This window comes from Pseudomonas massiliensis (genome assembly GCF_000826105.1).
Classification (GTDB): Bacteria; Pseudomonadota; Gammaproteobacteria; order Pseudomonadales; family Pseudomonadaceae; genus Aquipseudomonas; species Aquipseudomonas massiliensis.
Window position 1 is genome coordinate 1,038,301 of record NZ_CCYK01000007.1, and the last position, 24,532, is coordinate 1,062,832.

Below are 24,532 nucleotides of genomic sequence, written 5' to 3' on the forward strand. Positions count from 1 at the left end.
GAGGTCATTACGTTAACTCGAAGAAGTGACGGTGACGCCATTCAATACCTGAAATTCTTTCGTGAAAAGCTCACGAACTGCCAGGTCTTGATGACATACCAAATCGCAACTCATCCTGGGCTAACTGAAAATAGTACACGGATATCAGTACTCTGTTTCGCCAGTCTCGCTGTGTAAGGCGGGTATCGGCATATGAGGACTTATATCCCGCTCCCCTGGCGGATTGATATCTACTCCCACCGGAATCTTTCCCTGCAGGTACCAGGCAAAAGCAATGATCTCGGCGATCGTCAAGTACAGCTCCCGGGGAATACTGTCGCCCAGTTCCAGTTGGCCGAGCATCTTCACAAGCTCGGCGTTTTCATAGATGGGTACTTCATGGGCCTTGGCGATGGCGATGATGGCGTCGGCCAGTTCGTCGTCGCCCTTGCCGGAAAGGGTAGGGGCCTGGACGCCGTCGTAGCTCAGGGCGATGGCCTGGCGGGGGTAGCGTTGGCTCATGCGGTTTCATCCACCCAACGTTGCTGAAGACGAGTACGGTTGCCTTGGGGAGGGCGACCGCTGTGACAGTCCAGTTCCCCTACGTTGAGGCCCGCCGCCAGCAGGCGCTCGCGGAACCAGGGCAGCTCGCGGCGCACCACGGCCACGGTCGCAGGCTGTTCCGCCCAAACCTGGCTGGAGAGGTTGCTGTTGAACAGCTGCGCCTGCACATGCAGTGGGCCCAGGCGTGGAAGGTCGAAGGCCAGGTCCAGGCGCCACAGCTTGCGTGGAGGCAGGCGGTTGCCGTCGGCGTCCCGCTCCACCTCCGCTTCACGCTCTTCGGGCGCGTCCTGGGCCTGCATGCGCACTTGCAGCGGCACGATATCGTTGAGCACCCGCAGCGGGATTTCCATTTGCCAGTTATGGACCGGGGTGCCCTGGGCATGTCCCGAATTCTGCTCGAGGGCTGCGAGCTGATGGGTCTGCACTCGTGACAGTGCGGCCGAGGCCAGGCGCAGCAGCGATTGCAGGTCGTCCTCTTGAGCGCCCTTGGTCAAGGCACGATCGCTCAGGGGAAAGCCGGGCGCTTCCTGTGAACGCGGCCCTATCTGGCCTAGTACGCCCAGGGCGTTGCGAACGAAGCCGGGCGCCGTGGCTAGCATGGTGGCCACGGTCGCGGGGTTGGGCGTATTGCCGGCTCCTTGGCTGGGCAGGTTCGGCAAGATAGTTGCCACCAGGCGCAGCAGCGCACCCTTGAGGTCCAGCTCGGGCGTTTCCAGACTACCGGTCAGCAGCCCCGATTCCAGAAACACGCCGCTATGGTTGAGTACCCGGGCCACGGCCTCGGGGCTGTCCAGCTCGGTGATGCCAGGCGCCAGGGCGAGCAGCGTCGAGGCGGCCTCCCGCACGGCCGGTGGCAGGCTGGTGGCGCCTTGATTGGCCTGGATCAGGCTCAACAGGCTCTGCAGCGATGCCTGACGGCTCGCCTGGGTAGTGATCTGTTGCGCGATGGCCAGTTGGTCCAGCTGGCCGCCCAATTGCACCAGCCCCAGGGCCTGGCTGCCCTGCACCTGGGCGCTGAGCAGGCTTCCCAGCCGCAGTGGCTGCGGGCTGTCGATGGTCAGCGTCTGCCCGGCCAGGGCGGTATTGAGCAAGGTAACCATGGCGCGGTAACCACCTCCGTTGTCGCTGCTTAGCGGCACGGAGGTGACGACCTTGCCTTGCACCAGGGTACCTACGGGCAGTCGCTGGGTGTCCAGCGTGGTCAGGCCCGTGCGCGGTGCTCCGGCCAGGCTTACCGACAGTTGCTCGGACAGCATTCGGGTGACCAGCAAAGGGGTGCCGATGGCCAGCGGCTGCGTGCCGCCCACCTGCACCGTTGCCTGGCGACCGCTGTCCAGGGTGACCTGCAGCAGCATCTGGAACTGGCCCGGCAGCTGCTTGATGGACAGTACCTCGGCCTTGGCGCTTTGCCCTGGTTCGAGCAAGCCATCCACTGACTGCAACAATTTGAGCAGCTCGGCGCTGGCCGCGGCGGAGCGGGTGGCGGCAGCGAGGTTGGCGGCCGCGGCCACGGCGCTGATTTCGTTGGTCATTAGGCTCGCGCTCAAGGTGCCAAAGGCGGCACGGTCTTTACCGGGCCTCCCTGTGTATAATTCCCGGCCACCCGGGCAGCGGTAGCGAGGTCGTGATTGCTATCGCTATCGGCTTTGGCAGGGGAGACTTGAACCGAGCGGCTAGCCCACGGAGAACACAAGGTGTCGGTACATCTGCAAGGCCACGCCCTAGTGTGCGAGCGTGATGAGCGAATGCTCTTCGACGGCCTAAACCTGAGTGTCCGCAGCGGTGAAATGCTCAAGATCACGGGAGCCAACGGCGCGGGTAAGACGTCGTTGCTGCGAGTGCTGGTCGGCCTGATGACGCCCACTGCCGGTGAGGTACGCTTCAATGGTCAGCCCTTGCCACGAGCGCTACCGGACCTGGCCCGCCATCTGCTGTGGCTGGGGCACGCGCCGGCGTTGAAGCTGAGCCTCACGCCCTTGGAGAATCTGAGTTGGCTGTGCGCCCTGGGTGCGCCGGCGAACCGGATTGCCATCCACGCCGCCCTTGCCACCGTAGGGCTGGCCGGTTATGAAGATCAACCCTGCCAGCGGCTATCGGCCGGCCAGCGCCGGCGCGTGGCGCTGGCCCGACTGTATCTGGCGCCAGCGCCGCTGTGGCTGCTGGACGAGCCTTTTACCGCACTGGACGCCGCCTCGGTGGCTGCCCTGGAGGCGCACCTTCAGCGCCACTGCGAAGAAGGCGGGGCGGTGGTGCTGACCTCTCACCACGAGTTGAGCCGTATGCCGGCCCGTTATCGTGAGCTGCGCCTGGGCGTTGAGGCGTCGGCTTCATGAATGATTGGGCCGCCGCCGTGTATAATCGCCGGCCGCCGTTTCGAAGGTGCCTCGTGACGCTCCGATCAACAGGCCTGGCTCTAGGCCGCCGCTGCTCCTGCTGGATGCAATCGCGCTGATGAAAGCTATCGGCCTCATGGTCTTTGCCCGCCTCTTGCGCAGGGAAGGGCAACTGCTGGCCAGACGCCCATCGGCGCTGGCGCATCCTCTGGTGTTCTTCGCCGTGGTCGCCACGCTCTTCCCATTGGCGCTGGGCGCGGACCCGGCGCTGCTGCGGCAGATGGCACCCGGGCTGGTGTGGGTAGCGGCGGTACTGGCAGTGCTGTTGTCCCTCGAGGGTGTTTTTCGCGAGGATTTCGAAGACGGCTCCCTGGAACAGTGGTCCCTGAGCCGCCACGGCATGCTTCCCGCGGTGCTGGCCAAGCTCTTCGCCCACTGGGCATTGTCCGGGCTGGCCCTGGTCGTGCTGGCGCCGCTGCTCGGCCTGATGCTTGGGCTACCTTCGTACAGCCTGCCTACCCTCGTGGTCAGCCTGCTGCTCGGTACGCCCGTGCTTACCCTGCTCGGCGCGATCGGCGCGGCCCTGACGGTCAGCCTGCGCCGCGGTGGCCTGCTGCTGGCCTTGCTGGTGCTGCCTTTATATATTCCGGTGCTCATCCTGGGCAGCGGCGCCTTGCGCGCTGCTCTGGAAGGGTTGCCGGTGGCCGGGTTCCTGCTGTGGCTGGGCAGCCTGGCGGCGGCGACCCTCAGCCTGGGACCCTTGGCCGTAGTGGCTGGGCTGCGTATCAGCCTGAACGAATGATCAAGCATGAGAGTGAATCGCGTATGAGCTGGGCCTGGTTTCATCGGCTGGCATCACCGCCACGCTTCTTTGCCCTGGCGGGTCGTTGCCTGCCCTGGCTGGGCGGCCTGGCGGCGCTGTTGTTGCTGGTTGGCATTGTCTGGGGCCTGGCCTTCGCCCCGCCGGACTACCAGCAAGGCGATAGCGTTCGGATTCTGTACATCCATGTGCCCGCGGCCATGCTGGCCCAGTCCTGCTACCTGCTGCTGGCCGTGGCTGGGGTCGTCTCGCTGGTCTGGAAGCTCAAGCTGGCGGATCTGGCCCTGCACTGCGCTGCGCCCATAGGCGCCTCGATGACAGCCCTGGCGCTGATTACCGGTTCCATCTGGGGCAAGCCTACCTGGGGGACATGGTGGGTTTGGGATGCGCGCCTGACCTCGATGCTGATCCTGCTGTTTCTCTACGCGGGCGTCATCGCGTTGGGGCAGGCCCTCAATAACCGGGAAAGCGCCGCCAAGGCCTGTGCCGTGCTGGCGGTGGTCGGCGTGGTAAATCTGCCGATCATCAAGTATTCCGTGGTCTGGTGGAGCACCCTTCACCAGGGCGCCACCTTTACCCTGGGCGCGCGTCCGGCCATGCCGGCTGAAATGTGGGCGCCGCTGGCGCTGACGGTGCCAGGTTTCTATTGCTTCTTCGGCTTCGTGTTGCTGCTGCGGATGCGCTACGAGCTGCTGGCTCGCGAAGGCCGCAGTCAGTGGGCCCGGGCCGCGCTGCAAACGGCCATGGCCAGGGAGGACGCGCGGTGAGTTTCAGCAGTCTGGGCGATTTTCTCGCCATGGGGCGTCACGGCGCCTATGTGTGGTCAGCCTATGGCGTGTGCCTTGTCATGTTGGCGTGGAACCTGATCGCGCCCTGGCGGGCACGCCGTCGCCTGCTCCTCGATGCCGCTCGTCGAGCGCGCCGGGAGCAGGCATGAACAAGGTACGCAAAAAACGCCTGCTGCTGGTGCTGGCATTGCTGGCCGGCCTGGGCGTCGCTGCCGCCTTGGCACTGAGCGCGCTGCGGCAGAATATCAACCTGTTCTACACACCCACCCAGATCGCCAGCGGCGAGGCGCCTCAGGGTGCGCGCATCCGGGCCGGTGGCATGGTGGAGCGCGGCTCGCTGCGTCGCAGCCAGGACAGCCTGGAGGTAAGTTTCGTGGTTACCGACTTCAATCGCTCGGTGACTATCCAGTATCATGGCATCTTGCCAGACCTGTTTAGGGAAGGACAGGGCATAGTCGCCCTGGGCGTGCTCGACGGTCAGGGAGTGGTCCGGGCTGATGAGGTCCTGGCCAAGCACGATGAAACCTACATGCCACCAGAAGTGAACAAAGCCTTGAAAGCGAGCGGTCGCCTGGGAGCCAACCCATGACTCCCGAATTGGGCCAGCTGGCCCTGGCGCTGGCTTTCTGCCTGGCGCTGGTCCAGGGCACCCTGCCTCTGCTTGGGGCCTGGCGAGCGGTGCCCGGCTGGATGGCTCTGGCGCGGCCGGCGGCCTGGGGGCAGTTCGCCTTCCTGTCGTTCGCCTTCGCCTGCCTTGCCCAGGCGTTTCTGCATAATGATTTTTCCGTGGCCTACGTGGCCCAGAATTCCAATACCGCCTTGCCCTGGTACTACAAGTTCAGCGCGGTCTGGGGCGCTCATGAGGGCTCGCTGCTGCTCTGGGCACTGATATTGGCAGGCTGGACCTTTGCGGTATCGATGTGTTCGCGGCAACTGCCGGCCGACGTACTGGCCCGGGTATTGGGCGTGATGGGGCTGATCAGCAGCGGCTTCCTGTTGTTCCTGCTGGCGACCTCGAACCCCTTCGCCCGCATTCTGCCGCAAGTGCCCCTGGAAGGGCGCGACCTGAATCCCTTGCTCCAGGACTTTGGCCTGATTGTCCATCCGCCCATGCTCTACATGGGGTACGTTGGCTTCTCCGTGGCCTTTGCGTTCGCCATCGCCGCCTTGCTGGGCGGACGCCTGGATGCCGCCTGGGCGCGTTGGTCGCGGCCCTGGACCCTGGTGGCCTGGAGCTTCCTTGGCATCGGCATCAGCCTGGGCTCCTGGTGGGCGTACTATGAGCTGGGCTGGGGTGGTTGGTGGTTCTGGGACCCGGTCGAAAACGCCTCCTTCATGCCCTGGCTGGTAGGCACAGCGCTATTGCATTCGCTGTCGGTGACCGAGCAGCGAGGCGTGTTCAAAAGCTGGACGGTACTGCTGGCCATCGCAGCGTTTTCCCTGAGCCTGCTGGGTACCTTCCTGGTTCGCTCCGGCGTACTGACGTCAGTCCATGCGTTTGCCTCCGACCCGACGCGTGGAGTATTCATCCTGGCGTTCCTGCTGCTGGTCATAGGGGGGTCGCTGACCCTGTTCGCCTTGCGCGCTCCCGTGGTGCGCAGCCAGGTCGGCTGGTCCTGGGCATCCCGGGAGGCACTGCTGCTGGCCAATAACCTTCTTCTGGTCACCGCGGCCGCTACCATCCTGCTGGGCACTCTCTATCCCTTGCTACTGGACGCATTGACCGGAGCGCGTCTGTCTGTGGGGCCGCCCTATTTCAACATGCTGTTCGTGCCGCTCATGGGGCTGCTGCTGCTGACCCTGGGCGCCGGCGTGCTTATGCGCTGGAAAGCGACGCCCGGCGCCTGGCTGCTGCGCATGCTCGCCCCTGTGGCCCTCGCCAGCGTGGTGCTGTGCCTGCTCTTCGCCATCTTTGGCGGGTATCAGGGCTGGCCCCTGGCAACGGCTACCGGGCTGGCGGTCTGGGTAGTATTCACCGGTTTGCGGGACCTGGCCGACAAGCTGCGTCACCAGGGTGTGTCAGGGCTATGGCGGTTGCGTCGAAGTTACTGGGGCATGCAACTGGCCCATCTGGGCCTGGCGGTGGCGGCGGTGGGAGTGGTGTTCGCCACCCAGCTCAACGCCGCCCGGGATCTGCGCATGGCGCCCAACGATAGCGCTGAGGTGGGAGGCTACACCTTTATCTTCCGTGGTACCCAGACCATGCGCGGGCCCAACTACAAGGGCGACCGTGCCATCGTGGAGGTGAGCCGCAACGGGCACACCGAGAGGGTGCTGCATCCGGAAAAGCGCCTGTACAGCGCCCAGGGCTCGGTGATGACCGAAGCGGCCATCGACCCCGGGTTCTTCGCCGATCTCTATGTAGCCCTGGGCGAACCCCTTCCCGACGGCGCCTGGGCCGTGCGCTTGCAGGTCAAGCCCTTCGTTCGCTGGATCTGGCTTGGGGGGCTGCTTACGGCGCTGGGCGGGCTTCTGGCCGCCAGTGATAGGCGCTACCGTAGCCGCCCGCGCGAGCGTAGCGGGTCAACGCTCGGCAAGGCCGCGCGGGAGGCTTCATGAAACGTGTCTGGCTCGCTCTCCCGCTGTTGTTGTTCCTGGGCCTGGGCATGGTCCTCTATCGCGGCCTCTATCTGGACCCGACCACTTTGCCGTCGGCGCTGATCGGCCAGCCTTTCCCGGCCTTCCAGCTGAGCAGCGTGGAGGACGACCGCCCCCTGCGCCGCGACGCCTTGCTCGGCAGGCCGGCCTTGGTCAATGTCTGGGGTACCTGGTGCGTGGCGTGCCGGGAGGAACACCCCACCCTGATCCGGCTGGCGGTCGCTGGCGTGGTCATTCATGGCATCGACTACAAGGACGATGGCGCGGCGGCCAAGGCTTGGCTGCGCAGCCTGGGTAACCCTTACCGGACGAATATCAGTGATCCCCAAGGCTCCCTCGGCCTGGACCTTGGCGTGTATGGCGCGCCGGAAACCTTTCTGATCGATGCCCGGGGCGTGATCCGTTACAAGCATGTGGGGATCCTCGACGAGCAGGTGTGGCGCGATGAACTGGCGCCGCGCTACCAGGCACTGCTGACGGGAGAGCGACCATGAGGCTGGGCGTCTGGGCCCTGTGGGCCGCTCTGCTGAGCCCTGGCCTGGCCGAGGCGGCCATCGACACCTATGGCTTCGCCGACGAAGCGCAGAGGGCGCGCTTTAGCGTCCTGACCCAGGAGCTGCGCTGCCCCAAATGCCAGAACCAGGACCTCGCCGATTCCAATGCGCCCATTGCCGCGGACCTGCGCCGGGAGATCCACCGGCTCCTCCTGCAAGGCCAGTCGGACGCCCAGATCGTCGACTACCTGGTAGCGCGCTATGGGGAATATGTGCGCTACAAGCCGCGGTTCGAGGCTCGCACCTGGCTGTTATGGCTAGGGCCGGTGGGCTTCTTGCTTGCCGCGGGAGGGCTGGCCTGGGCGCTTCTGCGCCAGCGTTCCTCCAGCCAGGCACCGGTCGCGCTCAGCGAGAATGAGAAAGCGCGGCTGAACCAACTGCTCAAGGGTGATGAGGATGCTTGATTTTTGGATCAGCGCCCTGGTCTTGGCTTCGATCGCCGCAGCCTTCCTGCTGCTGCCTCTGCGGCGGCCGCCGGGGCAGGGCTGTGATACTCGCGCCCGGGTCAACGTGCGCCTTTACCACGAGCGCCTGGCCCTGTTGGACGCCGAACGCGAGGCGGGGCGCCTGAGCCAGGCCGATTGGGAGTCGGCCCAGGCAGAGATGGCCAGGGCTCTGCTGGCCGAAGCCCATACCGAGCCACACCCACGGCAGCCGGGCGTCAGGACAGGGCGGTGGGCGATCTGGGGTGTTGCCCTGGCGGTGCCGCTGGTGGCCTTTGGGTTATATCTGCACTTCGGCGCCCTGGAGCGGCTCGGCCTCAGCCGTGAGCTCGCCACCCCCGCGGCTTCGCCGGCCGAGCAACTGACGCGCCTGGAGCGCGTCGTGCAGGTCCAGCCCGATGCGCCGGATGGCCTGTACCTCTTGGCCCGGACCTACATGAACCAGAACCGAGCCGCTGAGGCCGTGCCCTTGTTCGCCCGAGCGGCCGAGTTGGCCGGGCGACCGCCAGAGTTGCTGGGGCAATGGGCACAGGCAATGTATTTCGCCGCCGGACGCCAGTGGTCCGGCCAGATCCAGGCGCTGGTGGATGAAGCACTGCAGCGCAACCCCGCCGAAGGTACCAGCCTCGGTCTGTTGGGCATCGCCGCGTTCGAAGGCAAGCATTGGGCGGCGGCCATCGGCTACTGGCAACGCCTCCAGGCCTCCCTGGGGCCTGCGGATCCGGCCCGCGCCGCACTACAGACGGGCATTGACCGGGCCCGGGCGGAGTTACTCACCGCCGGTGGCAAGGAGGCGTCGGCTTCAGGGGTGGATGTTCAAGTCGCCCTGGCCCCGACGGTCGCGACCCGGGTAGCGCCAAATGACACGGTGTTCGTATTCGCCCGGGCCGCCTCTGGCCCACCGATACCCTTGGCGGTCAGGCGCCTTCGCGCGGCGGACTTGCCCGCGCGCCTTACCCTCAGCGACGCGGATGCCATGCAGCCCGGGTTGAAACTATCCAGCTTCAGGGATGTCCAAGTGATGGCACGCGTCAGTCGTTCCGGCCAGGCTACCCAAGGCGAATGGTCCGGCGTCGGCGCGCCCGTGCCTGGCGCACCGAACGCCTATACCTTGATCATCGATACCGCGGAACCTTGAGCATGCCCCACTCCCTGACCGTCACTTCCCGCCTGATGCTGCTGACCCTGGCATTGGGCCTGGGCGCCTGTACGGTCCAGCGGCCCGTCAGTGAACCTGTGCCGGAGCCCTTGCCGCCTATCCAGACGGCCCCAGCCAGCAAACCGCCGGCTAGCAAACCGCCGGCCAGCAAGCCGACGCCACCGGCGCCAGCCCAACGCCCGGCGCCCCGCACGTCCGCCAGCTTCGCCCCGCCACCGAGCGGGCCCAGCCATTGGGATCAAGGCCTGGGGGTCTATGTATTGGATAACCAGCCTGGTGTGTATTACCGGCAGCGTACCTACTATCGCTGGAACAATGGCTGGAGCTGGGCCACCAGCCCCGCCGGCCCGTGGGAAGCCACCGATAGCAGCGGCGTACCGCCCGGATTGGGGCGGCAGCATCCATAGGCGGCTCCGAATTGCTGCCGGGCAGGCGCATAGAGTTGGGGCCTGCCCCTAGGATCCGCCAGACAACCACCCGAGCACATCCTCGGTAAAGAGCGCGACGCCGTGGCCGTTAAGGTGGTCGACATCTTTGTAATAGGACCGGTCGTCACCGATCAGGCACGCCTGCCGGTCGCAGAGGCGACTATCCAGGCTGAGCAATCGCAGGTTGCCTTGGGCCTGTTGCTGTTGGAACAGGCTGCGCGTGAACCCTTGCAACCGTTCGTGCTCGGCCAGCGGGATGGATAGGGTGCGTATGGCTTGTCGTTTGGCTTCGGCGCTGGCCCCTGCTTCATGAGCGAGCCGGTAATACAGGTACTTGGGGTTGGCCAGTTGTTGCGGCGCCTGCGCCACGACATCCACCCTGACACCCAGTTCGTGGTATGCGGCCAGGGTGCGAGACAGGGCCGCGCTGAAGGATTGGCGGGAAAGGGCCTGGCTATGGCCTGGCTGTTGAGGTGTGACCAGGAAATATCGAGTCATGCGATCCTGGCCATAGCCGCCGCTGGTATAAAGCGACCAACGAGCGATCAGGATGACATGCCTGACCCCATGCTCCCGTACATACGCCAGCTGCCGCTCGGCCAAGGCGGCACATGCTCCGGGCCCGTAGTTGCCCACGGCTACGTCCACGCCCAGCAGGGGAGGGCAGCCGCCCACGCCCAGGTGGGCGATGCTCAGCCCCGCGCGCCTGCCGGCTTCGTCAAAGGCCGGTAGCATGGCTTCGGAATGGCTATCGCCGAACACCGCCACGTCCGTGTGTTCGGCTAGAGCAGGCGCGCCGAAATGGCAGGGTCCGATCCCCCAGCCGTCGCCACGATAATCCCGGTCACAGGTGGCACGCACGGTAGGGTCTTCGAAGGCATGCAGCAGTTCGGCGTCCTCACCTGGACGGGCGAACCCCTGAGTGAGAAAGCCGCTGAGGCCCAGCGCCATGAACAGCGCTGAAGCCAGGGCCGCGCCGGTGAATACCTGGCGCTGTGCGAAGCGGCCGGGCTGCCGAAAGGGGCGCTCCACAAAGCGCCAGCTGGCCCAGGCCACCACCAGTGAAAGCGCGGCTACCGCCAGCATCTGCTCGAGCGAAGGGGGCAGCAGGCTGCGATGGCGAGCGAAGGCCAGCAAAGGCTGGTGCCAAAGATAGGCGCTGTAGCTGATCAGCCCGATGCCCACCAACGGCCGAGTGGCGAGCAGCCTGCCGACCAGGGTCCCTGGCCCGGCGAACAGGATCAGCAAGGCAGCGCCCAGGGCAGGTACCGCCGCATGCAGGCCGGGAAAGGGGGTGCTTCGGTCAAAGGTGAAAATCGCCGCCGTGAGCAATCCCAAGCCCAGCGCGGCCAGGGCTTGTTGCCGAACGCCAGTGCCCTGGGCGTGGCCAGGCCGGCTGCGGGCATACAGGGCCAGCAGCGAACCCAGCAACAGCTCCCAGGCCCGTGCAGGCAGCAGGAAAAAGGCCGCGGTGCTGGCCTCCCGGGCCCCGAGCTCAGCCCAAGCCAGGCTAAGCAAAGCTATCGCGGCCAGGCTCAGCCAGCGCATGCCGGTACCGAGGCGCCAGGTCAGCAACAGCCATAGTGGAATCAGCAGGTAGTACTGTTCCTCTACGCCCAAGGTCCAGGTATGGACAAGGGGCTTGAGGTCCGCTTCCCCATCGAAGTAACCGCTTTCCAGCCAGAACAGCAGGTTCGAGGAAAACAGTGGTACCGCTACCAGGCTTTTGGCGAAGCCCTTCATGTCCAGCGGGTCCAGCCAGAGCCAGGCCATGGGCAGGCAAGCCAGCATCATGACGCTCAGCGCTGGCAGGATGCGCCTGGCACGACGCTCATAGAAGCGCAGCAGGGAGAATTCCCCGCGGCTCAATTCCGCCAGCAGGATGCCGGTGATGAGATAGCCCGAGATGACGAAGAAAACATCCACGCCGACGAAGCCGCCGCTCAGGAGGGGGACGCCAGCGTGATAGAGAATGACCGGAAGGACGGCGAGGGCGCGTAGGCCATCGACCTCTGGCCGGTAAGGCACAGCGGGTGAGTGCGCGAGTGTCATGGGGAGGCCCCGAAAAGGGTCGGCAAGGCGCGCGCGCTACCGCAAGGCCTCGGCAAGAGGCCTTGGGCAACGACGCGCAAGGGATGATTTACAACTTAATGGGCGCGGAGCGGGAATTCAAGCGGGCCGCGCGGTTACTGCTGATAGATCTGGTCGAACACGCCGCCGTCGGCGAAGTGGGTTTTCTGCACGCTGCGCCAGTCGCCAAAGGTTTTCTCCACGGAGAGAAAATCCACCTTGGGGAAACGGTCGGCATACTGGGCAAGGATGGCCGGGTCACGTGGACGCAGGTAATTGTTGGCAGCGATGGTCTGCCCTTCGCTGGACCACAGGTATTTCAGGTAGTCCGTGGCCAGGGCACCGGTGCCTTTCTTGTCGACCACCGTCCGCACCACCGCTACCGGTGGCTCGGCTTCAGCCGACACACTGGGGTATACCACCTCGAACTGGTCGCGACCGAACTCCCGGGCGATCATCTCCGCTTCGTTCTCGAAGGTTACCAGCACGTCGCCAATCTGATTGGTCATGAACGTGGTGGTCGCGGCCCGGCCGCCGGTGTCCAGCACAGGCGCCTGCTTGAACAGCTTGCCAACGAAGGCTTTGGCCTTGGCGTCGTCGCCGCCGTTCTTGAGCACGTAAGCCCAGGCGGAAAGGTAGGTGTAGCGGCCGTTGCCGGAGGTCTTGGGGTTGGGCACCACCACCTGCACGCCGTCCTTGAGCAGGTCTGGCCAGTCCTTCAACTGCTTGGGGTTGCCCTTGCGCACGATGAATACCGTGGCCGAGGTGAAGGGCGCGCTGTTGTTCGGCAGCAGGGTTACCCAATTGTCGGGCACCAGCTTGCCGTTGTCCGCCAGGGCATTGATGTCGGTGGCCATGTTCATGGTGATCACATCGGCGGGCAGGCCGTCGATCACCGCCCGTGCCTGCTTGCTCGAACCGCCGAAGGACATTTGCACCGCAACGGCCTCATCGTGCTCGGCCTGCCAATGCTTCTGGAACGCGGCGTTATAGTCCTTGTAGAAGTCGCGCATCACGTCGTAGGAAACATTCAGCAAGGTAGGGGCCGCGCTGGCGGCGCTGGCCAGCAGCGCCCCCGCACTGAAGAGCGAGGCTGCAAGCAGTTTACGCATGAGGCTGTCCTTAGGAGCTATGGGGATTCGGGCACCGCGACTATAACCAACCCATGGAGCCCTCGAAAGCACCAAAGCGCCTGAGCTTATGCCCAGGCGCGATCTTCCGTCACCACTGCGCCACCACCTTCCCGAAGTGGCTGCCCGCCTCCTGGTAGCGGAAGGCGTCGGCCAGCTCGCCGAGGGCAAAGCTGCGGTCGATCACTGGCCGGATGCCAGTCTGTTCGAGAGCGGCGACATACTCTTGCTGCTGGCGACGGCTACCCACGATCAACCCTTGCAGGCGTGCCTGCTTGGCCATGAGCAGACTGGTGGGTACATCGCCCTGGCGCCCGGTCAGCACCCCGATCAGGGAAATATGCCCCCCCACGCGCACCGCCGTGATGGACTGCGCCAATGTGCCGGGGCCGCCCAGCTCGAGTACATGGTCCACCCCGCGGCCCCCTGTCAGTTCGAGGACGGCCTTGCCCCATTCTGCCTGCTGGCGGTAGTTGATGCCTTCGTCCGCACCCAGGGCCAGGGCGCGTTCGAGTTTCTCATCGGAGGAGGAGGTGACGATCACCCGCGCGCCCATGGCCTTGGCCAGTTGCAAGCCAAGGATCGACACTCCGCCGGTGCCCAGCGTCAGCAGGCTATCCCCGGCCTTGAGCTGGCCATCGCCCACCAGCGCGCGCCAGGCCGTCAGCCCCGCGGTGGTGATGGTGGCCGCCTCGGCATGGGACCAGCCTCGAGGCGCGAGGGTGAAGGCGCTGGCTGGCCGTACCACGTATTCACAAGCGAAGCCTTGCACGCCATCCCCGGGCGTAAGCGCGAAGTTGCCGACCTCTGCGAAGGCAGGGCCGGCCGGCCATTGGGGAAAGAAGGTAGATACCACGGCATCGCCGACCTTGAATTCGGTCACCCCGGGGCCCACGGCTTCGACGGTACCGGCGCCGTCGGCCATGGGAATGCGATCCCCCGGCGTGGGAATGCTGCCGTTGGCGACCAGCAGGTCGTGGTAATTGAACGAAGTGGCCCGCACCGCTACCCGAATTTCACCGGGTCCCGGCTGGCCAGGGTCGGGGAGGTCAACCTGCTTGAGCTGGTCGAAGCCACCGGGGCCACTGACGATGACGGCTTTCATGCGAATTCCTCCAAGTGTTCAGATTTCGCCCCAGCCTAGCTGTTCTCGCACCGCACGGCGAATCGGCGTATCGATTTGCCGAGGCACCTGGGCAAGGTAGGCGCGAGCGTGCTTCTGCGCTTCCCCTCGCAGGCTACCGAGGTAGGCGAGGGCGTCTTCGATCGACAACAGACGGCCCTCGATGCCATGGATGCGCGGCGGAAGCGCCGTCCAGACCAAGGCGTCGATTCCGCGCTCTGCTGCCCAGGCGCGCAGAGGGCCCCCGGACGGGGTAACGACCAGGCTGCCCACGCCATCGTGACGTTCAGGCGGGATGCCTTCCCGGGCCTTCAGCGCCATGCAGGCCTGGGCCAGGTCGTCGCAAGCCAGCCATGCCCACAACACTGGAATGGAGCGGGCATCGGCGCAGAGGGCGGTAGCCAATTCCTGGCTGTCGCCCACCCGGGAAAACTCGATTGGCAACGCGGGCCCATCATGGTGCCACTGGCCTGCCACAGGCAGGTCTCCCGGCTTCCAGATCAGAGAGCCCCATCCAAGACACGCGATTTTCACGATACTGGCCTCTTCAGACGCCGTTCTTGTACGGCTGTCTTCAATAGGACCGCAGCGGCGGGCTTGCTGTTTCCTTCATGGCTGAATCGTGTCCGTGAGACTGTCGCAGTTTCCAGCGCATCGCTTCGTCCGGAATGCCAAAGCCGGATTGAACGCCGGGCCCTGGCGTCGATCTCTCGAAAAAGCCCAGCGAAGAAGGAAATGCCCATGGCGACTCGACCTACCCTGGCCTCCAGCAAGGCCGACCAGCGCGGCCCGAACCTCAGCCAGCCCGAGCGGATGCTCTCCATGGCCGGAGGCGGCGCGCTGCTGCTGAACGGCTTGCGTGCTGGCGGCCTCAAGGGCGGCCTGCAATTGGCATTGGGCGGCTGGACCCTTTGGCGCGGCTACAAGGGCCGTTGCGAGCTGAAGGCGGCGGTGGCTCATACCCCCATGGAACAAGAGTGGGAAGCTGAAACCGGCTGGGCCAGCAGCAAGGTGGTCAGCCGCAGCATTACCGTGAACAAGCCCGTGGAAGAGGTGATTGCCTGGTGTCGGGACCCGGCCAATATCGGTCCGCTGATTCCCTGGGTCGATAGCATCGAACAGACCGGGCCCGATACCTACCGCTGGAGCGTGCGCGGGCCGGGCGAGCGGACCTTTGGCTGGACGCTGGTCCAGAGCGAGCCGGAGGCGGGGCGCGCGCTGCGCTGGAACACGCCGGGCGAAGGGGTCTGGCAGCATGAGGCCGATGCACGCTTCAGCCCGGCGCCGCAGGGACAAGGCACGGAGATCCGCCTGGTGCTGGCCACCGAGCCGCCCAAGGGCGCGCCGGGATACGCCTTGGCGTCGTTGATCAGTCGCTTCACCCATAAAGCCCTGCTGTACCTACTGCGCGCCTTGAAGCAGCAGATGGAAACCGGCGAGATCGCCACCAGCCGAGGACGCAATGGCGAACGCGATTTCCTGTTCATTCACCCCGATCATCGCGGGCAAGCTGAATCGCCAGTGGCCGGCGAGACCCTGGAAGGAGGTATACACTGATGCGCGCGCTGACCTGGCAAGGGCCTAACCGCCTGCAAGTGGAAACCGTTGCTGATCCCAAGCTGATCAACCCCCAGGATGCGATCATCAAGGTCACCCTGTCCTCGGTGTGCGGCTCTGACCTGCACCTGCTCGGCGGCTACGTGCCGACCATGCACGCCGGAGATATCCTGGGCCATGAATTCCTGGGCGAAGTGGTGGAGGTCGGGGCGCGGGTGAAATCGGTACGCAAGGGCGATCGGGTGATTACCGTATCCATCATTGGTTGTGGCGAATGCGAGCACTGCCGGCGGCAAGATTTCTCCTGCTGCGACAACTCCAACCCCAATCCCTGCGTCACCGAGATGGCCTACGGGCAACCCTGCAGCGGCATCATTGGCTACAGCCATGCCTTCGGTGGCTATGCCGGCAGCCACGCCACCTACATCCGCGTGCCCTATGCCGACGTGAACCTGTTCAAGGTGCCCGACGGCGTCACTGACGAGCAGGCAGTGTTCGTTTCCGATGCCGCGCCCACGGGCTATTTTGCCGCCGATAACGCCGGCATTCAGCCAGGCGACACCGTGGCCGTATGGGGCTGCGGCGCGGTGGGCCTGATGGCGATCGCCAGCGCCTATCTGCTCGGCGCCGAACGGGTAATCGCCATCGACCGCCTGAGCGACCGCCTGACCCTGGCGGAGAACAAGCTCGGCGCCATTCCCCTGGACTACCAGACCACCAATATCCACCAGGCATTGCTCGAGCTCACCGGTGGTCGCGGGCCAGACCGCTGCATCGACTGCGTGGGCATGGAGGCCCACGGCACCGAGGTGGATTTCGTCTATGACAAGGCCAAGCAGCTGCTGCGCCTGCACACCGAGCGTGGCACCGTGCTGCGCCAGGCCATCCGCGCCTGTCGCAAGGGCGGCACGGTCTCGGTAGTGGGTGTGTATGGCGGGCTGCTGGACAAGTTCCCCATGGGCGCGGTGGTGAACAAGGGCCTGACCCTACGCGCCGGGCAACAACCGGGGCAGCGCTACGCCACACGATTGTTCGAGCACATCCAGGCCGGTGAACTGGACCCTTCCTGGCTGCTCACTCACCCCATGGATCTGGAAGACGGAGCGGAAGGGTACCGGTTGTTCAAGGAGAAGGGCGACCAATGCCTGCGGGCAGTATTCAAGCCCGCGTGAACGCTTCAGCCGGTGGCCCAACACCGCTGCCGGCTCCTTCCCCAGCTGGCGCTGGGTCCCATTCGATAGGTTGCAGCTGAGCTGGCTGGCGGATGGTCATCCATGACCGCTTCGCCAGCGGTGCTGGGCTCGTGGAGCGCTCAGGCCTCTTCGAAGGGCCCCTGTGCCGTGAAAGCGCCGCCGTGGTAGAGCGCTGCCGGATCGTCGGCGGCCACTGGCGGCTGGGCTTCCACCTTGTCGACGAAGCGGGCCGAACCGTCCTTCGGTTCGTACCCCAGATGCGCGGCCAGGCGGTTGTCCCACCATACGGTCGGGTTATCCGACATGCCGTACACGATGGTGTGTCCAAGGTTGGGCGTTTCCAGGCCCTTGACGATCAATTGGGTGAGGTCGTCATAGCTGAGCCAGGTGCAGAGCATGCGGCGGTTCTGCGGCTCGGGGAACGATGAGCCGATACGAATGCTCAGGGTTTCGATGCCGTAGCGGTCGAAGTAGAAGGTCGCCAGGTCTTCACCGTAGGACTTCGACAGCCCGTAGTAACCATCCGGCCGACGTGGCGCCAGGGCGTCGATGGTTTCGCTCTGCTTGTAGAAGCCGACCACATGGTTGCTGCTGGCGAAGATGACTTTCTTCACGCCATGGCGGCGGGCAGCCTCGTAGATATGATAGGTGCCAGAGATGTTGGGGCCGAGGATCTCTTCGAACGGCCGTTCCACCGATACGCCACCGAAGTGCAGGATGGCGTCCACGCCCTTGACCAGCTGGTCCACGGCCGCTTTGTCGGCCAGGTCACAGACCACCACTTCCTCGTTTTCCTGTGGCGCTTGCGGTTCCACGATATCCGACAGGCGCAGCAGCGAAGCGTGAGGTTTGAGGGTTTGTCGCAGAACTTTCCCCAGCCCCCCGGCGGCGCCGGTAAGAAGAAGCCGCCGGGATGAAGGGGCGGCGGTGCTCGATGCGGTCATGAAGCCTCCGTTATTGTCGTTATCTGTTGTCGTATGACAGCGCCAGTATCGCCAAGGCCGCGTAATTGTCAAAGCTAAGGTCATGCCGGCAAGGCATGATGTTCTGCCCAAAGCTCGTTTATTTGCTCTAGCAAGACGTGATGAGCGTGCCGTGGCACGCCTTCGACGATGAACAGGCGGACCCGGCCAGCCTGCGGCTATCCTTCGCCGCGCCCGGACTGAACCACATCGACGAAGGCTTGTGGCACCTGGGTCGAGCCTTGGCCGCCGGCTGAAGCGCAAGGTGGCCGATAGCGAGGGGCGGGGTTGGCGGGTTAACCTTGCCGCCGATTCCATGGGCCAGGGTGTGGTGGCGTGCAATGAAGTTATTGCTGGTTGAAGACGAAGCGCTCTTGCGCCATCACTTGCAGACCCGCCTTGGCGAGAGCGGGCACGTGGTGGCCGCCGTGGCCGATGCCCGCGCCGCCTTGGCGGAAACCGCCGAAACGGCCTTCGACCTGGCCATTGTGGACCTGGGCCTGCCGGGGCTGTCCGGGCTGGAGCTGATCCGCCAATGGCGTGGCCGAGGCCTGGCCATGCCCATCCTGATCCTGACGGCCCGGGGAAGCTGGCAAGACAAGGTCGAAGGCCTGGCGGCCGGTGCGGACGACTACATGGTCAAGCCTTTCCAGTTCGAAGAGGTCGAGGCCCGCCTGGGTGCGCTGCTGCGTCGCGCCAGCGGGTTCATCCAGCCCACCATAGTGGCCGGCCCCCTGAGCCTGGACCTCAACCGCAAGCAGGCCTCTCTGCAAGGCGAGCCGCTGGGCCTGACGGCGTTCGAATACCGCATACTGGAGTACCTGGTGCGGCACCACCAGCAGGTAGTGGCCAAACAGCAATTGATGGCCCAGCTATATCCCGATGAAGGCGAGCACGACCCCAATGTCATCGAAGTGCTGGTGGGGCGCATCCGGCGCAAGCTCGAGGCGGCCGATGGCTTTCGCCCCATCGAAACCGTACGCGGGCTGGGCTACCTGTTCACCGAGCGCTGCCGGTGATCCGCTCCCTGCGCTTTCGCCTGATGCTGGCGGGGGTCCTGCTCGCGGTGTTGTTCATGCTGGGCTTGCTGCCAGCGTTACAGGGTGCCTTCAGCCTTTCCTTGCGCGATTCGGTGGAGGAACGGCTGGCCACGGAAGTAACCCGGCTGATCTCGGCCGCGCGCCTGGAAGCCGGGCGGCTACGCATGCCTGAGCCGATACCGGTGCGGGACGAACGCCTCGACGTACCCGATGAACGTTTGCTGGGCTATATCTTCGACCAGCGCGGCCGACTGGCCTGGAGCAGCCAGGGAGCGCCAGCGCCTAGCTATGGCCCGCGCTACGACGGCCAGGGCAGCCGATTTTCCCGCTTCGCCGCCTCCGACGGGCAGGAATACTGGGCCTACGATGTGGAGGTGCGCCTGCTGGGTGGCGAAAGCGCGGCCTTCAGCTTCGTGGCCATGCAATCGGTAGCCCCTTACCAGCGCACCCTCGATGCCCTGCGCGAGCGCCTTTACCTCGGGTTCGGCGCGGCGCTGGTGGCGCTGCTGTTGCTGTTCTGGGCAGGCATGACCTGGAGCCTGCGCTCCTTGCGCCGGCTCAGCGTTGAGCTCGACGAGATCGAAGCGGGTCAGCGCCAGGGGCTAAGCGAGCGTCACCCCAGCGAGCTGCTGCGCCTGACCCGCTCCCTGAACCGCCTGTTGGCCAGCGAAGGCGAGCAACGGCAACGCTACCGGGATTCCCTCGGCGACCTGGCCCATAGCCTGAAAACCCCGCTGAGCGTTCTTCAGGGTATCGGCGAGGGCCTGGCCAGCGGTAACCCTGCGAGTGAGGCCGGGCAGCAAGGCGCCGTGCTGCGCGCCCAGGTAGCCCGCATGAGCCAGCAGATCGACTACCAGTTGCAGCGAGCCAATGTGCGCAACAGTGGCCTGGTGCGTCGGCAGGTGGCCGTGCGACCGGTGCTGGATAACCTGGCCAGTAGCCTGCGCAAGGTCTATCCCGACAAGCCGGTGCAACTGCACATCGCGTTGGCGGACCCTGGCTTGTTGCCCTTGGAGGAAGGCGCGCTGCTCGAACTGCTGGGTAATCTGCTGGAGAACGCCTGGCGGCTTTGCCTGGGCGACGTCAGCGTGAGCCTGAGCGTGATCGGTCAGCGTCTGGAGCTGCTCCTGGAAGACGATGGCCCTGGCATTCCTGTCGCCCAGCGCAGCCGCATCCTCGAACGGGGCGAGCGGCTCGATCGCCAGCACCCGGGGCAGGGGATCGGCCTGGCCGTTGCCCATGACATCATTCGCGGCTATCACGGCACTCTGGCCATCGAAGACTCTCCCCTGGGCGGGGCGCGGTTCCGGATCAGCTTTCCACGCCACTGATGGCGGATATCCGCCATGGGGCGTCGGCGCCTCCCGAAGGGTGGCGAAAATCCGCCACGCGAGAGTAACAAGGCGCTGCCTATACTTTGCTTGCGCCGTTGGATCATGGCCGTTTCGGCTTTTCAAGCAAGCTGGCATGGCGCTTGCCTTGTAGACGGCAAGGCCTGGCGCAGCGAGGCCCAGAACAAATCCCTCCGGGTCAGGAGGGTTACCGCTTCATGTGTCGTTGTCCGTGGAAGGCGCCGCGGGCACGCTTGAGGAAACTGCTATGACGACTCGTCAGCCCATTTACAAATCCCTGTATTTCCAGGTGATCGTCGCGATCATCATCGGCGTATTGCTAGGCCACTACTATCCGCAGACCGGGCAGATGCTCAAGCCCCTCGGTGATGGCTTCATCAAGCTGATCAAGATGGTCATCGCGCCCATCATTTTCTGCACAGTGGTCAGCGGCATCGCTGGCATGCAAAACATGAAGGCGGTAGGCAAGACCGGCGGCTATGCCTTGCTCTATTTCGAGATCGTTTCCACCATTTCGCTGATCATCGGCCTGGTCGTGGTCAACATCGTCCAGCCTGGCGCGGGCATGCACATCGATCCGGCCACCCTGGATGCTTCCAAGATCGCCACCTATGTGACCCAGGGTGAAGGCCAGAGCGTGGTGGGCTTCCTGCTCAACGTGATTCCGAGCACCATCGTCGGTGCCTTCGCCACTGGCGATATTCTTCAGGTGCTGATGTTCTCGGTGATCTTCGGCTTCGCCCTGAATCGCCTGGGCAGCTACGGCCGTCCACTGCTGGAGCTGATCGACCGCTTCGCCCATGCCATGTTCAACGTCATTAACATGATCATGAAGCTGGCTCCCCTGGGCGCGCTGGGTGCCATGGCGTTCACCATCGGCAACTATGGGGTGGGCTCGCTGGTGCAACTGGGCCAGCTGATGCTGTGCTTCTACATCACCTGCGTGCTGTTCGTGGTGCTGGTGCTGGGCGCCATCGCCCGGGCCCATGGCTTCAGCGTGCTGAAGCTGGTGCGTTACATCCGTGAAGAGCTGCTGATCGTACTGGGCACGTCCTCCTCCGAATCGGCCTTGCCCCGCATGCTGGCCAAGATGGAACGCCTGGGCGCGCAGAAATCCGTGGTCGGCCTGGTCATCCCGACCGGCTATTCGTTCAACCTGGACGGTACCTCGATCTACCTGACCATGGCCGCGGTGTTCATTGCCCAGGCCACCGACACTCACATGGACCTGTTCCACCAGTTGACCCTGCTGGCAGTCTTGCTGCTGTCCTCCAAGGGCGCCGCGGGTGTCACCGGCAGCGGCTTCATCGTGCTGGCAGCCACCCTCTCCGCGGTGGGTCACCTGCCGGTGGCAGGCCTGGCGCTGATCCTGGGCATCGACCGCTTCATGTCCGAAGCCCGTGCCCTGACCAACCTGATCGGCAACGCCGTGGCCACGGTCGTGGTAGCCAAGTGGGTAGGCCAGCTGGATGAGAAAACCCTGCAAAGCGAACTCGCTTCCGGTGGCGCTCCCCTGGAACTGACCCAGCCTGAAGACGACCTGAAGGTTGCCGAAGGCTCGCGCCTGTAAGTGAAGAATGCGCTGTGGGAGCTGGCGAAATTCGCCAGCTGGCGCTGGCTCCCGCAGTGTTGGGCTCCTGTGTTTTCGCCAACCGGCGACAGCCCTCACTCCACCCGGGTTTCTCCACTGAACACCAATGCCTGGCGGCATCGCCGGCACAGGTAGCGCCGACCCTGGCGCACCAGGCCATGGCGCTGTGCGGTGAAGGGGAACACTCCGTCGGCGCAGGGGCAGCGGTAGATGTACCGCTTCACCTGGCGCCGTTTCACTTCGTAGTTATGGCAGCGCAACGGCGGTAGCTCGTACACGCCGCGCATGATCAACTGCCACTCTTCCCCATGGGGCTGTATGCGGTCCCCGAACAGCTGGTGCGCGACCAGATGCGCCACCTCGTGGGCAACCGTCTGGCGGAGGAAGTCCTCGGTGTTTTCACGGTACAGGGCTTCGTTAAAGCGCAGCTTGTTCTCGTGCAGGTGGGCCACGCCGGCTTTCTGACCTCGCAACTTGAGGCTCACGACAGGGCGCTTGAAGGGGCGTTTGAAGAAGGCTTCGGCCTGGGTGTAACAGGCTTCCACGCGGGATAACAGCTGGTCTGGCATAGGCTCGGCTCCGAAGGGGGCCGATTATGCCCGTTCAGGCTGGCACTTGCCGAGCCGGTGGCTTGGCCATCGGTCGCTTGGCTCGGCCCCGGCCGCTGGCAATGGCCTACGCCTGGCGGCCAATTGGAGGTAGAATGCGCGCCTTCGCATTCCGCTGTCGGCACGTATCAGGATTTCTCCATCATGGGCACCCTCTCGGTCAACCAGAACAAACTGCAGAAACGTCTTCGCCGCCTGGCGGGGGAGGCCGTGGCCGACTTCAACATGATCGAGGACGGCGACAAGGTGATGGTGTGCCTGTCAGGCGGCAAAGACAGCTACACCATGCTGGACGTGCTCCTGCACCTGCAGAAGGTTGCGCCGATCCGCTTCGAGCTGGTGGCGGTGAACATGGACCAGAAGCAGCCTGGCTTCCCCGAGCACGTGCTACCGGCCTACCTCAAGGAACTAGGTGTCGAGTACCACATCCTCGAGAAGGACACCTATTCGGTGGTCAAGGCGCTGATCCCGGAAGGCAAGACCACCTGCTCGCTGTGCTCGCGCCTGCGTCGCGGCACCCTCTATACCTTCGCCGACGAAATCGGTGCCACCAAGATGGCCCTCGGGCACCATCGCGACGACATCGTCGAAACCTTCTTCCTGAACATGTTCTTCAACGGCTCGCTCAAGGCCATGCCGCCCAAGCTGCTGGCCGACGACGGCCGCAACGTGGTGATCCGCCCTCTGGCGTACTGCGCCGAGAAGGACATCCAGGCCTACTCGGACATGAAGCAGTTCCCGATCATTCCCTGCAACCTCTGCGGCTCCCAGGAGAATCTCCAGCGGCAGGTGGTCAAGGACATGCTCGTGGAGTGGGAGCGCAAGCACCCGGGCCGCACCGAGAATATTTTCCGTGGCTTGCAGAATGTGGTGCCGTCCCAGTTGGCCGACCGCGACCTGTTCAATTTCACCGATCTGCGCATCGACGAAAGCGCCACGCCTCGGTTCGTGGACCTGATGAACCTCTAAGCGAGCGGCCTGCTGGCGGCTGTCGATCGTTCAGAAAACGGCCGCACAAGCCTGTTACCCAGAGGTGCATCAAGCGTTCTTGGTGCCCAGTACATCCTTGATGCCTTCCACCACGTTGCCGTCCTTGATCACATCGGCCAGCCAGCTTTCCAATGGCATGTTTCCCCACTTGATCGCACGTTCCAGCAAATAGGGAACGGGGCTATGGGGCTCGGTCTGTTTGATGAACTGCGCGATGCCGGTAAGCAGGGTAAAGGCTTCTTCGCGAGTCAGCGGGGTGGTGCGCAGGGCTTCCTGCATCGGCGCGGGGTCGGCGGGCTTTCCGGTGTTTACCGCGGCGCTGATCGCCGGCTCGGCGATGACCGGCGCGGTGGTATCAGCGCAGGCTTCGGCCATGGCAGTAGCCGGCAGTTCGAGGCCGCGATCCTTGAGCAATCGCTCGACCAATTGGCCGGCCCGGACCAGAACGTCTTCCAGGCTATTGAAGCTGGGAGCGTCTTGCCCCATCAGGGCTTGCAAGGTGGCTTGCAGGGCGCGGCAGGCGGCCAGGCAATCGCTGATTTCACCCCAGCGCGCTTGCAGGTGCCCGGTCTCGGTCAGGATCGCCGAGCGCTGGAAAATCTCTGCGTTGATCTTGCCTTCCTTCAAGGCGACTGCCATTGACGCCTGATTCTGCAGAGCCTGGTTTTCGACGTGCCTGGATTCTTCATAACGTGCCAGGCCGTAGCCTTGACCTTGGGTGATCGGCAAGCCGCCCACCACATCCGCCAGGGTGGAATTGAGCCATGCCAGGCGAGAGCCGCGCAGTTCCATGCCTTCCTCCAGGGAAGGGTAGAGCAGGGGCCAGAATGCGTTCGCCAGCCTTTCGGCTAGCCGCAAGCCGAAGGCCACGCCGTTGAACTGATACTTGTGCGCCAACCCTTCAGCCAGCCAGGCTGCAAGCATCAAGTCCTTGCTGTGCTCGGCCAGGCCTTGGCTGGCGAGGTCGATGGTGAGGTCCCAGTCGGCCACCTTCAGATCGGTCTGCCAATCTCCCTGGGTCAGGTAGTCGGGGTCGGCGCGCCTGGCCTCCTTGATCTGATCGAACAGGCTGGAAAAGCTTAGGTCTTCGCCGCTACCGCCGTGGATAGGCGCGCAGAGTTGGCTCAGGTACAGATGGTCGAGGTATTCGGACATACAAACCTACCCGGGTCAGAAGAAACGCGTCGCCAGCGAGGCTGGCGACGCGTTGTCAGCGGAGGCGCCCTAGGGCACCGCCCGTTGAGCTAGGC

The 24,532-nt window shown here is 64.7% G+C and carries 26 protein-coding genes; 17 read left to right on the plus strand and 9 right to left on the minus strand.

From position 1 onward, the window contains the following. Positions 1 to 144: 144 nt before the first annotated feature. Together BN1188_RS15665 and fliK are read right to left on the minus strand one after the other, a co-directional pair. Positions 145 to 501, minus strand: coding sequence for an EscU/YscU/HrcU family type III secretion system export apparatus switch protein (locus BN1188_RS15665; RefSeq protein ID WP_040262346.1), 357 nt, complete (start codon positions 499 to 501; stop codon positions 145 to 147). Further along, a complete protein-coding gene (fliK, locus tag BN1188_RS15670; RefSeq protein ID WP_040262347.1) occupies positions 498 to 2,075 on the minus strand; it encodes a flagellar hook-length control protein FliK in 1,578 nt (525 codons plus the stop codon). The genes BN1188_RS15665 and fliK overlap by 4 nt, the downstream gene beginning before the upstream one ends. A gap of 162 nt (positions 2,076 to 2,237) precedes the next feature. Here fliK and ccmA point away from each other — a divergent pair, with 162 nt between their 5' ends. From ccmA to BN1188_RS15720, 10 genes are all read left to right on the plus strand, one after another. After that, complete coding sequence (ccmA, locus tag BN1188_RS15675; protein ID WP_040262348.1) at positions 2,238 to 2,876, plus strand: cytochrome c biogenesis heme-transporting ATPase CcmA; 639 nt, start codon at positions 2,238 to 2,240, stop codon at positions 2,874 to 2,876. Positions 2,877 to 2,994: 118 nt separating this feature from the next. Beyond that, positions 2,995 to 3,678 carry a heme exporter protein CcmB gene (gene ccmB, locus BN1188_RS15680; protein ID WP_232430932.1) on the plus strand — a complete coding sequence of 228 codons (684 nt, stop codon included), beginning with the start codon at positions 2,995 to 2,997 and terminating at the stop codon, positions 3,676 to 3,678. A gap of 23 nt (positions 3,679 to 3,701) precedes the next feature. Beyond that, positions 3,702 to 4,463 (plus strand): heme ABC transporter permease, encoded by a 762-nt coding sequence (locus BN1188_RS15685; protein ID WP_408633610.1) that lies wholly within the window; start codon positions 3,702 to 3,704, stop codon positions 4,461 to 4,463. After that, the gene (ccmD, locus tag BN1188_RS15690) at positions 4,460 to 4,633 is read left to right on the plus strand and encodes a heme exporter protein CcmD (protein WP_040262350.1); all 174 of its coding nucleotides are present in this window, start codon (positions 4,460 to 4,462) and stop codon (positions 4,631 to 4,633) included. The genes BN1188_RS15685 and ccmD overlap by 4 nt, the downstream gene beginning before the upstream one ends. Beyond that, the gene (ccmE, locus tag BN1188_RS15695; protein ID WP_040262351.1) at positions 4,630 to 5,073 is read left to right on the plus strand and encodes a cytochrome c maturation protein CcmE; all 444 of its coding nucleotides are present in this window, start codon (positions 4,630 to 4,632) and stop codon (positions 5,071 to 5,073) included. Before ccmD ends, ccmE begins: the two co-directional genes overlap by 4 nt. Then, the gene (locus tag BN1188_RS15700; RefSeq protein ID WP_040262352.1) at positions 5,070 to 7,043 is read left to right on the plus strand and encodes a heme lyase CcmF/NrfE family subunit; all 1,974 of its coding nucleotides are present in this window, start codon (positions 5,070 to 5,072) and stop codon (positions 7,041 to 7,043) included. The genes ccmE and BN1188_RS15700 overlap by 4 nt, the downstream gene beginning before the upstream one ends. Further along, entirely contained in the window at positions 7,040 to 7,576 is a 537-nt protein-coding gene (locus tag BN1188_RS15705) for a DsbE family thiol:disulfide interchange protein (protein ID WP_040262353.1), read from the plus strand. Before BN1188_RS15700 ends, BN1188_RS15705 begins: the two co-directional genes overlap by 4 nt. After that, positions 7,573 to 8,040: a cytochrome c-type biogenesis protein gene (locus tag BN1188_RS15710; RefSeq protein ID WP_040262354.1), complete on the plus strand. Its 468-nt coding sequence runs from the start codon at positions 7,573 to 7,575 to the stop codon at positions 8,038 to 8,040. The genes BN1188_RS15705 and BN1188_RS15710 overlap by 4 nt, the downstream gene beginning before the upstream one ends. Next, positions 8,033 to 9,217 (plus strand): c-type cytochrome biogenesis protein CcmI, encoded by a 1,185-nt coding sequence (ccmI, locus tag BN1188_RS15715; protein ID WP_040262355.1) that lies wholly within the window; start codon positions 8,033 to 8,035, stop codon positions 9,215 to 9,217. Before BN1188_RS15710 ends, ccmI begins: the two co-directional genes overlap by 8 nt. A gap of 14 nt (positions 9,218 to 9,231) precedes the next feature. Beyond that, positions 9,232 to 9,645: a hypothetical protein gene (locus tag BN1188_RS15720; RefSeq protein WP_040264045.1), complete on the plus strand. Its 414-nt coding sequence runs from the start codon at positions 9,232 to 9,234 to the stop codon at positions 9,643 to 9,645. A gap of 48 nt (positions 9,646 to 9,693) precedes the next feature. On the opposite strand, the gene BN1188_RS15725 is transcribed toward BN1188_RS15720, so the two are convergent. The 4 genes from BN1188_RS15725 to BN1188_RS15740 form a co-directional block, all read right to left on the minus strand. After that, positions 9,694 to 11,718: an acyltransferase family protein gene (locus BN1188_RS15725; RefSeq protein WP_052469300.1), complete on the minus strand. Its 2,025-nt coding sequence runs from the start codon at positions 11,716 to 11,718 to the stop codon at positions 9,694 to 9,696. 134 nt (positions 11,719 to 11,852) lie between these two features. Next, a complete protein-coding gene (locus BN1188_RS15730) occupies positions 11,853 to 12,848 on the minus strand; it encodes a sulfate ABC transporter substrate-binding protein (RefSeq protein WP_040262356.1) in 996 nt (331 codons plus the stop codon). Between the two features lie 109 nt (positions 12,849 to 12,957). Further along, positions 12,958 to 13,971, minus strand: coding sequence for a zinc-dependent alcohol dehydrogenase family protein (locus tag BN1188_RS15735; protein ID WP_040262357.1), 1,014 nt, complete (start codon positions 13,969 to 13,971; stop codon positions 12,958 to 12,960). An 18-nt stretch (positions 13,972 to 13,989) separates the two neighbouring features. After that, positions 13,990 to 14,523, minus strand: coding sequence for a hypothetical protein (locus tag BN1188_RS15740; RefSeq protein WP_040262358.1), 534 nt, complete (start codon positions 14,521 to 14,523; stop codon positions 13,990 to 13,992). Between the two features lie 207 nt (positions 14,524 to 14,730). Between BN1188_RS15740 and BN1188_RS21625 the strand changes: the two genes are divergently transcribed. Together BN1188_RS21625 and BN1188_RS15750 are read left to right on the plus strand one after the other, a co-directional pair. Next, on the plus strand, positions 14,731 to 15,546 hold the full coding sequence (locus tag BN1188_RS21625) for an SRPBCC family protein (RefSeq protein ID WP_040262359.1): 816 nt from the start codon (positions 14,731 to 14,733) through the stop codon (positions 15,544 to 15,546). Continuing rightward, positions 15,546 to 16,718: a zinc-dependent alcohol dehydrogenase gene (locus tag BN1188_RS15750; RefSeq protein WP_040262360.1), complete on the plus strand. Its 1,173-nt coding sequence runs from the start codon at positions 15,546 to 15,548 to the stop codon at positions 16,716 to 16,718. Before BN1188_RS21625 ends, BN1188_RS15750 begins: the two co-directional genes overlap by 1 nt. Positions 16,719 to 16,858: 140 nt before the next feature. Here BN1188_RS15750 and BN1188_RS15755 read toward each other — a convergent pair whose 3' ends face one another. Beyond that, the gene (locus tag BN1188_RS15755; RefSeq protein ID WP_040262361.1) at positions 16,859 to 17,683 is read right to left on the minus strand and encodes an NAD-dependent epimerase/dehydratase family protein; all 825 of its coding nucleotides are present in this window, start codon (positions 17,681 to 17,683) and stop codon (positions 16,859 to 16,861) included. A 140-nt stretch (positions 17,684 to 17,823) separates the two neighbouring features. On the opposite strand from BN1188_RS15755, the gene BN1188_RS22105 reads away from it, so the two are divergent. The 4 genes from BN1188_RS22105 to BN1188_RS15770 all read left to right on the plus strand — a co-directional run bounded on the left by BN1188_RS22105 (position 17,824) and on the right by BN1188_RS15770 (position 21,663). Continuing rightward, the gene (locus tag BN1188_RS22105; RefSeq protein WP_267904443.1) at positions 17,824 to 17,958 is read left to right on the plus strand and encodes a hypothetical protein; all 135 of its coding nucleotides are present in this window, start codon (positions 17,824 to 17,826) and stop codon (positions 17,956 to 17,958) included. An 84-nt stretch (positions 17,959 to 18,042) separates the two neighbouring features. Then, positions 18,043 to 18,720 (plus strand): response regulator, encoded by a 678-nt coding sequence (locus BN1188_RS15760; protein ID WP_040262362.1) that lies wholly within the window; start codon positions 18,043 to 18,045, stop codon positions 18,718 to 18,720. Further along, positions 18,717 to 20,072: an ATP-binding protein gene (locus BN1188_RS15765; protein WP_040262363.1), complete on the plus strand. Its 1,356-nt coding sequence runs from the start codon at positions 18,717 to 18,719 to the stop codon at positions 20,070 to 20,072. Before BN1188_RS15760 ends, BN1188_RS15765 begins: the two co-directional genes overlap by 4 nt. Before the next feature lie 268 nt (positions 20,073 to 20,340). After that, positions 20,341 to 21,663, plus strand: a complete 1,323-nt coding sequence (locus tag BN1188_RS15770; RefSeq protein ID WP_040262364.1) for a dicarboxylate/amino acid:cation symporter — start codon at positions 20,341 to 20,343, stop codon at positions 21,661 to 21,663. Positions 21,664 to 21,758: 95 nt separating this feature from the next. Here the strand turns inward: BN1188_RS15770 and BN1188_RS15775 are convergent, their stop codons facing one another. After that, positions 21,759 to 22,253: a SprT family zinc-dependent metalloprotease gene (locus BN1188_RS15775; protein WP_040262365.1), complete on the minus strand. Its 495-nt coding sequence runs from the start codon at positions 22,251 to 22,253 to the stop codon at positions 21,759 to 21,761. 183 nt (positions 22,254 to 22,436) lie between these two features. Between BN1188_RS15775 and ttcA the strand changes: the two genes are divergently transcribed. Then, on the plus strand, positions 22,437 to 23,261 hold the full coding sequence (gene ttcA, locus BN1188_RS15780) for a tRNA 2-thiocytidine(32) synthetase TtcA (RefSeq protein ID WP_040262366.1): 825 nt from the start codon (positions 22,437 to 22,439) through the stop codon (positions 23,259 to 23,261). Positions 23,262 to 23,330: 69 nt separating this feature from the next. Here ttcA and tssA read toward each other — a convergent pair whose 3' ends face one another. Further along, positions 23,331 to 24,437, minus strand: coding sequence for a type VI secretion system protein TssA (tssA, locus tag BN1188_RS15785; protein WP_040262367.1), 1,107 nt, complete (start codon positions 24,435 to 24,437; stop codon positions 23,331 to 23,333). Positions 24,438 to 24,532: the final 95 nt, after the last annotated feature.

Bases quoted from the DNA above. Each gene is read 5' to 3' on its own strand.
- BN1188_RS15750 (WP_040262360.1), top strand. From the start codon at position 15,546: ATGCGCGCGCTGACCTGGCAAGGGCCTAACCGCCTGCAAGTGGAAACC.
- BN1188_RS15710 (WP_040262354.1), top strand. From the start codon at position 7,573: ATGAGGCTGGGCGTCTGGGCCCTGTGGGCCGCTCTGCTGAGCCCTGGC.
- BN1188_RS15755 (WP_040262361.1), bottom strand. From the start codon at position 17,683: ATGACCGCATCGAGCACCGCCGCCCCTTCATCCCGGCGGCTTCTTCTT.
- BN1188_RS15705 (WP_040262353.1), top strand. From the start codon at position 7,040: ATGAAACGTGTCTGGCTCGCTCTCCCGCTGTTGTTGTTCCTGGGCCTG.
- BN1188_RS15770 (WP_040262364.1), top strand. From the start codon at position 20,341: ATGACGACTCGTCAGCCCATTTACAAATCCCTGTATTTCCAGGTGATC.
- BN1188_RS15665 (WP_040262346.1), bottom strand. From the start codon at position 501: ATGAGCCAACGCTACCCCCGCCAGGCCATCGCCCTGAGCTACGACGGC.
- ccmB (WP_232430932.1), top strand. From the start codon at position 2,995: ATGAAAGCTATCGGCCTCATGGTCTTTGCCCGCCTCTTGCGCAGGGAA.
- BN1188_RS22105 (WP_267904443.1), top strand. From the start codon at position 17,824: ATGAGCGTGCCGTGGCACGCCTTCGACGATGAACAGGCGGACCCGGCC.
- BN1188_RS15775 (WP_040262365.1), bottom strand. From the start codon at position 22,253: ATGCCAGACCAGCTGTTATCCCGCGTGGAAGCCTGTTACACCCAGGCC.
- ccmI (WP_040262355.1), top strand. From the start codon at position 8,033: ATGCTTGATTTTTGGATCAGCGCCCTGGTCTTGGCTTCGATCGCCGCA.
- BN1188_RS15685 (WP_408633610.1), top strand. From the start codon at position 3,702: ATGAGCTGGGCCTGGTTTCATCGGCTGGCATCACCGCCACGCTTCTTT.
- BN1188_RS15760 (WP_040262362.1), top strand. From the start codon at position 18,043: ATGAAGTTATTGCTGGTTGAAGACGAAGCGCTCTTGCGCCATCACTTG.
- BN1188_RS15730 (WP_040262356.1), bottom strand. From the start codon at position 12,848: ATGCGTAAACTGCTTGCAGCCTCGCTCTTCAGTGCGGGGGCGCTGCTG.
- BN1188_RS15725 (WP_052469300.1), bottom strand. From the start codon at position 11,718: ATGACACTCGCGCACTCACCCGCTGTGCCTTACCGGCCAGAGGTCGAT.
- ttcA (WP_040262366.1), top strand. From the start codon at position 22,437: ATGGGCACCCTCTCGGTCAACCAGAACAAACTGCAGAAACGTCTTCGC.
- BN1188_RS15735 (WP_040262357.1), bottom strand. From the start codon at position 13,971: ATGAAAGCCGTCATCGTCAGTGGCCCCGGTGGCTTCGACCAGCTCAAG.
- fliK (WP_040262347.1), bottom strand. From the start codon at position 2,075: ATGACCAACGAAATCAGCGCCGTGGCCGCGGCCGCCAACCTCGCTGCC.
- BN1188_RS15700 (WP_040262352.1), top strand. From the start codon at position 5,070: ATGACTCCCGAATTGGGCCAGCTGGCCCTGGCGCTGGCTTTCTGCCTG.
- ccmE (WP_040262351.1), top strand. From the start codon at position 4,630: ATGAACAAGGTACGCAAAAAACGCCTGCTGCTGGTGCTGGCATTGCTG.
- tssA (WP_040262367.1), bottom strand. From the start codon at position 24,437: ATGTCCGAATACCTCGACCATCTGTACCTGAGCCAACTCTGCGCGCCT.
- BN1188_RS21625 (WP_040262359.1), top strand. From the start codon at position 14,731: ATGGCGACTCGACCTACCCTGGCCTCCAGCAAGGCCGACCAGCGCGGC.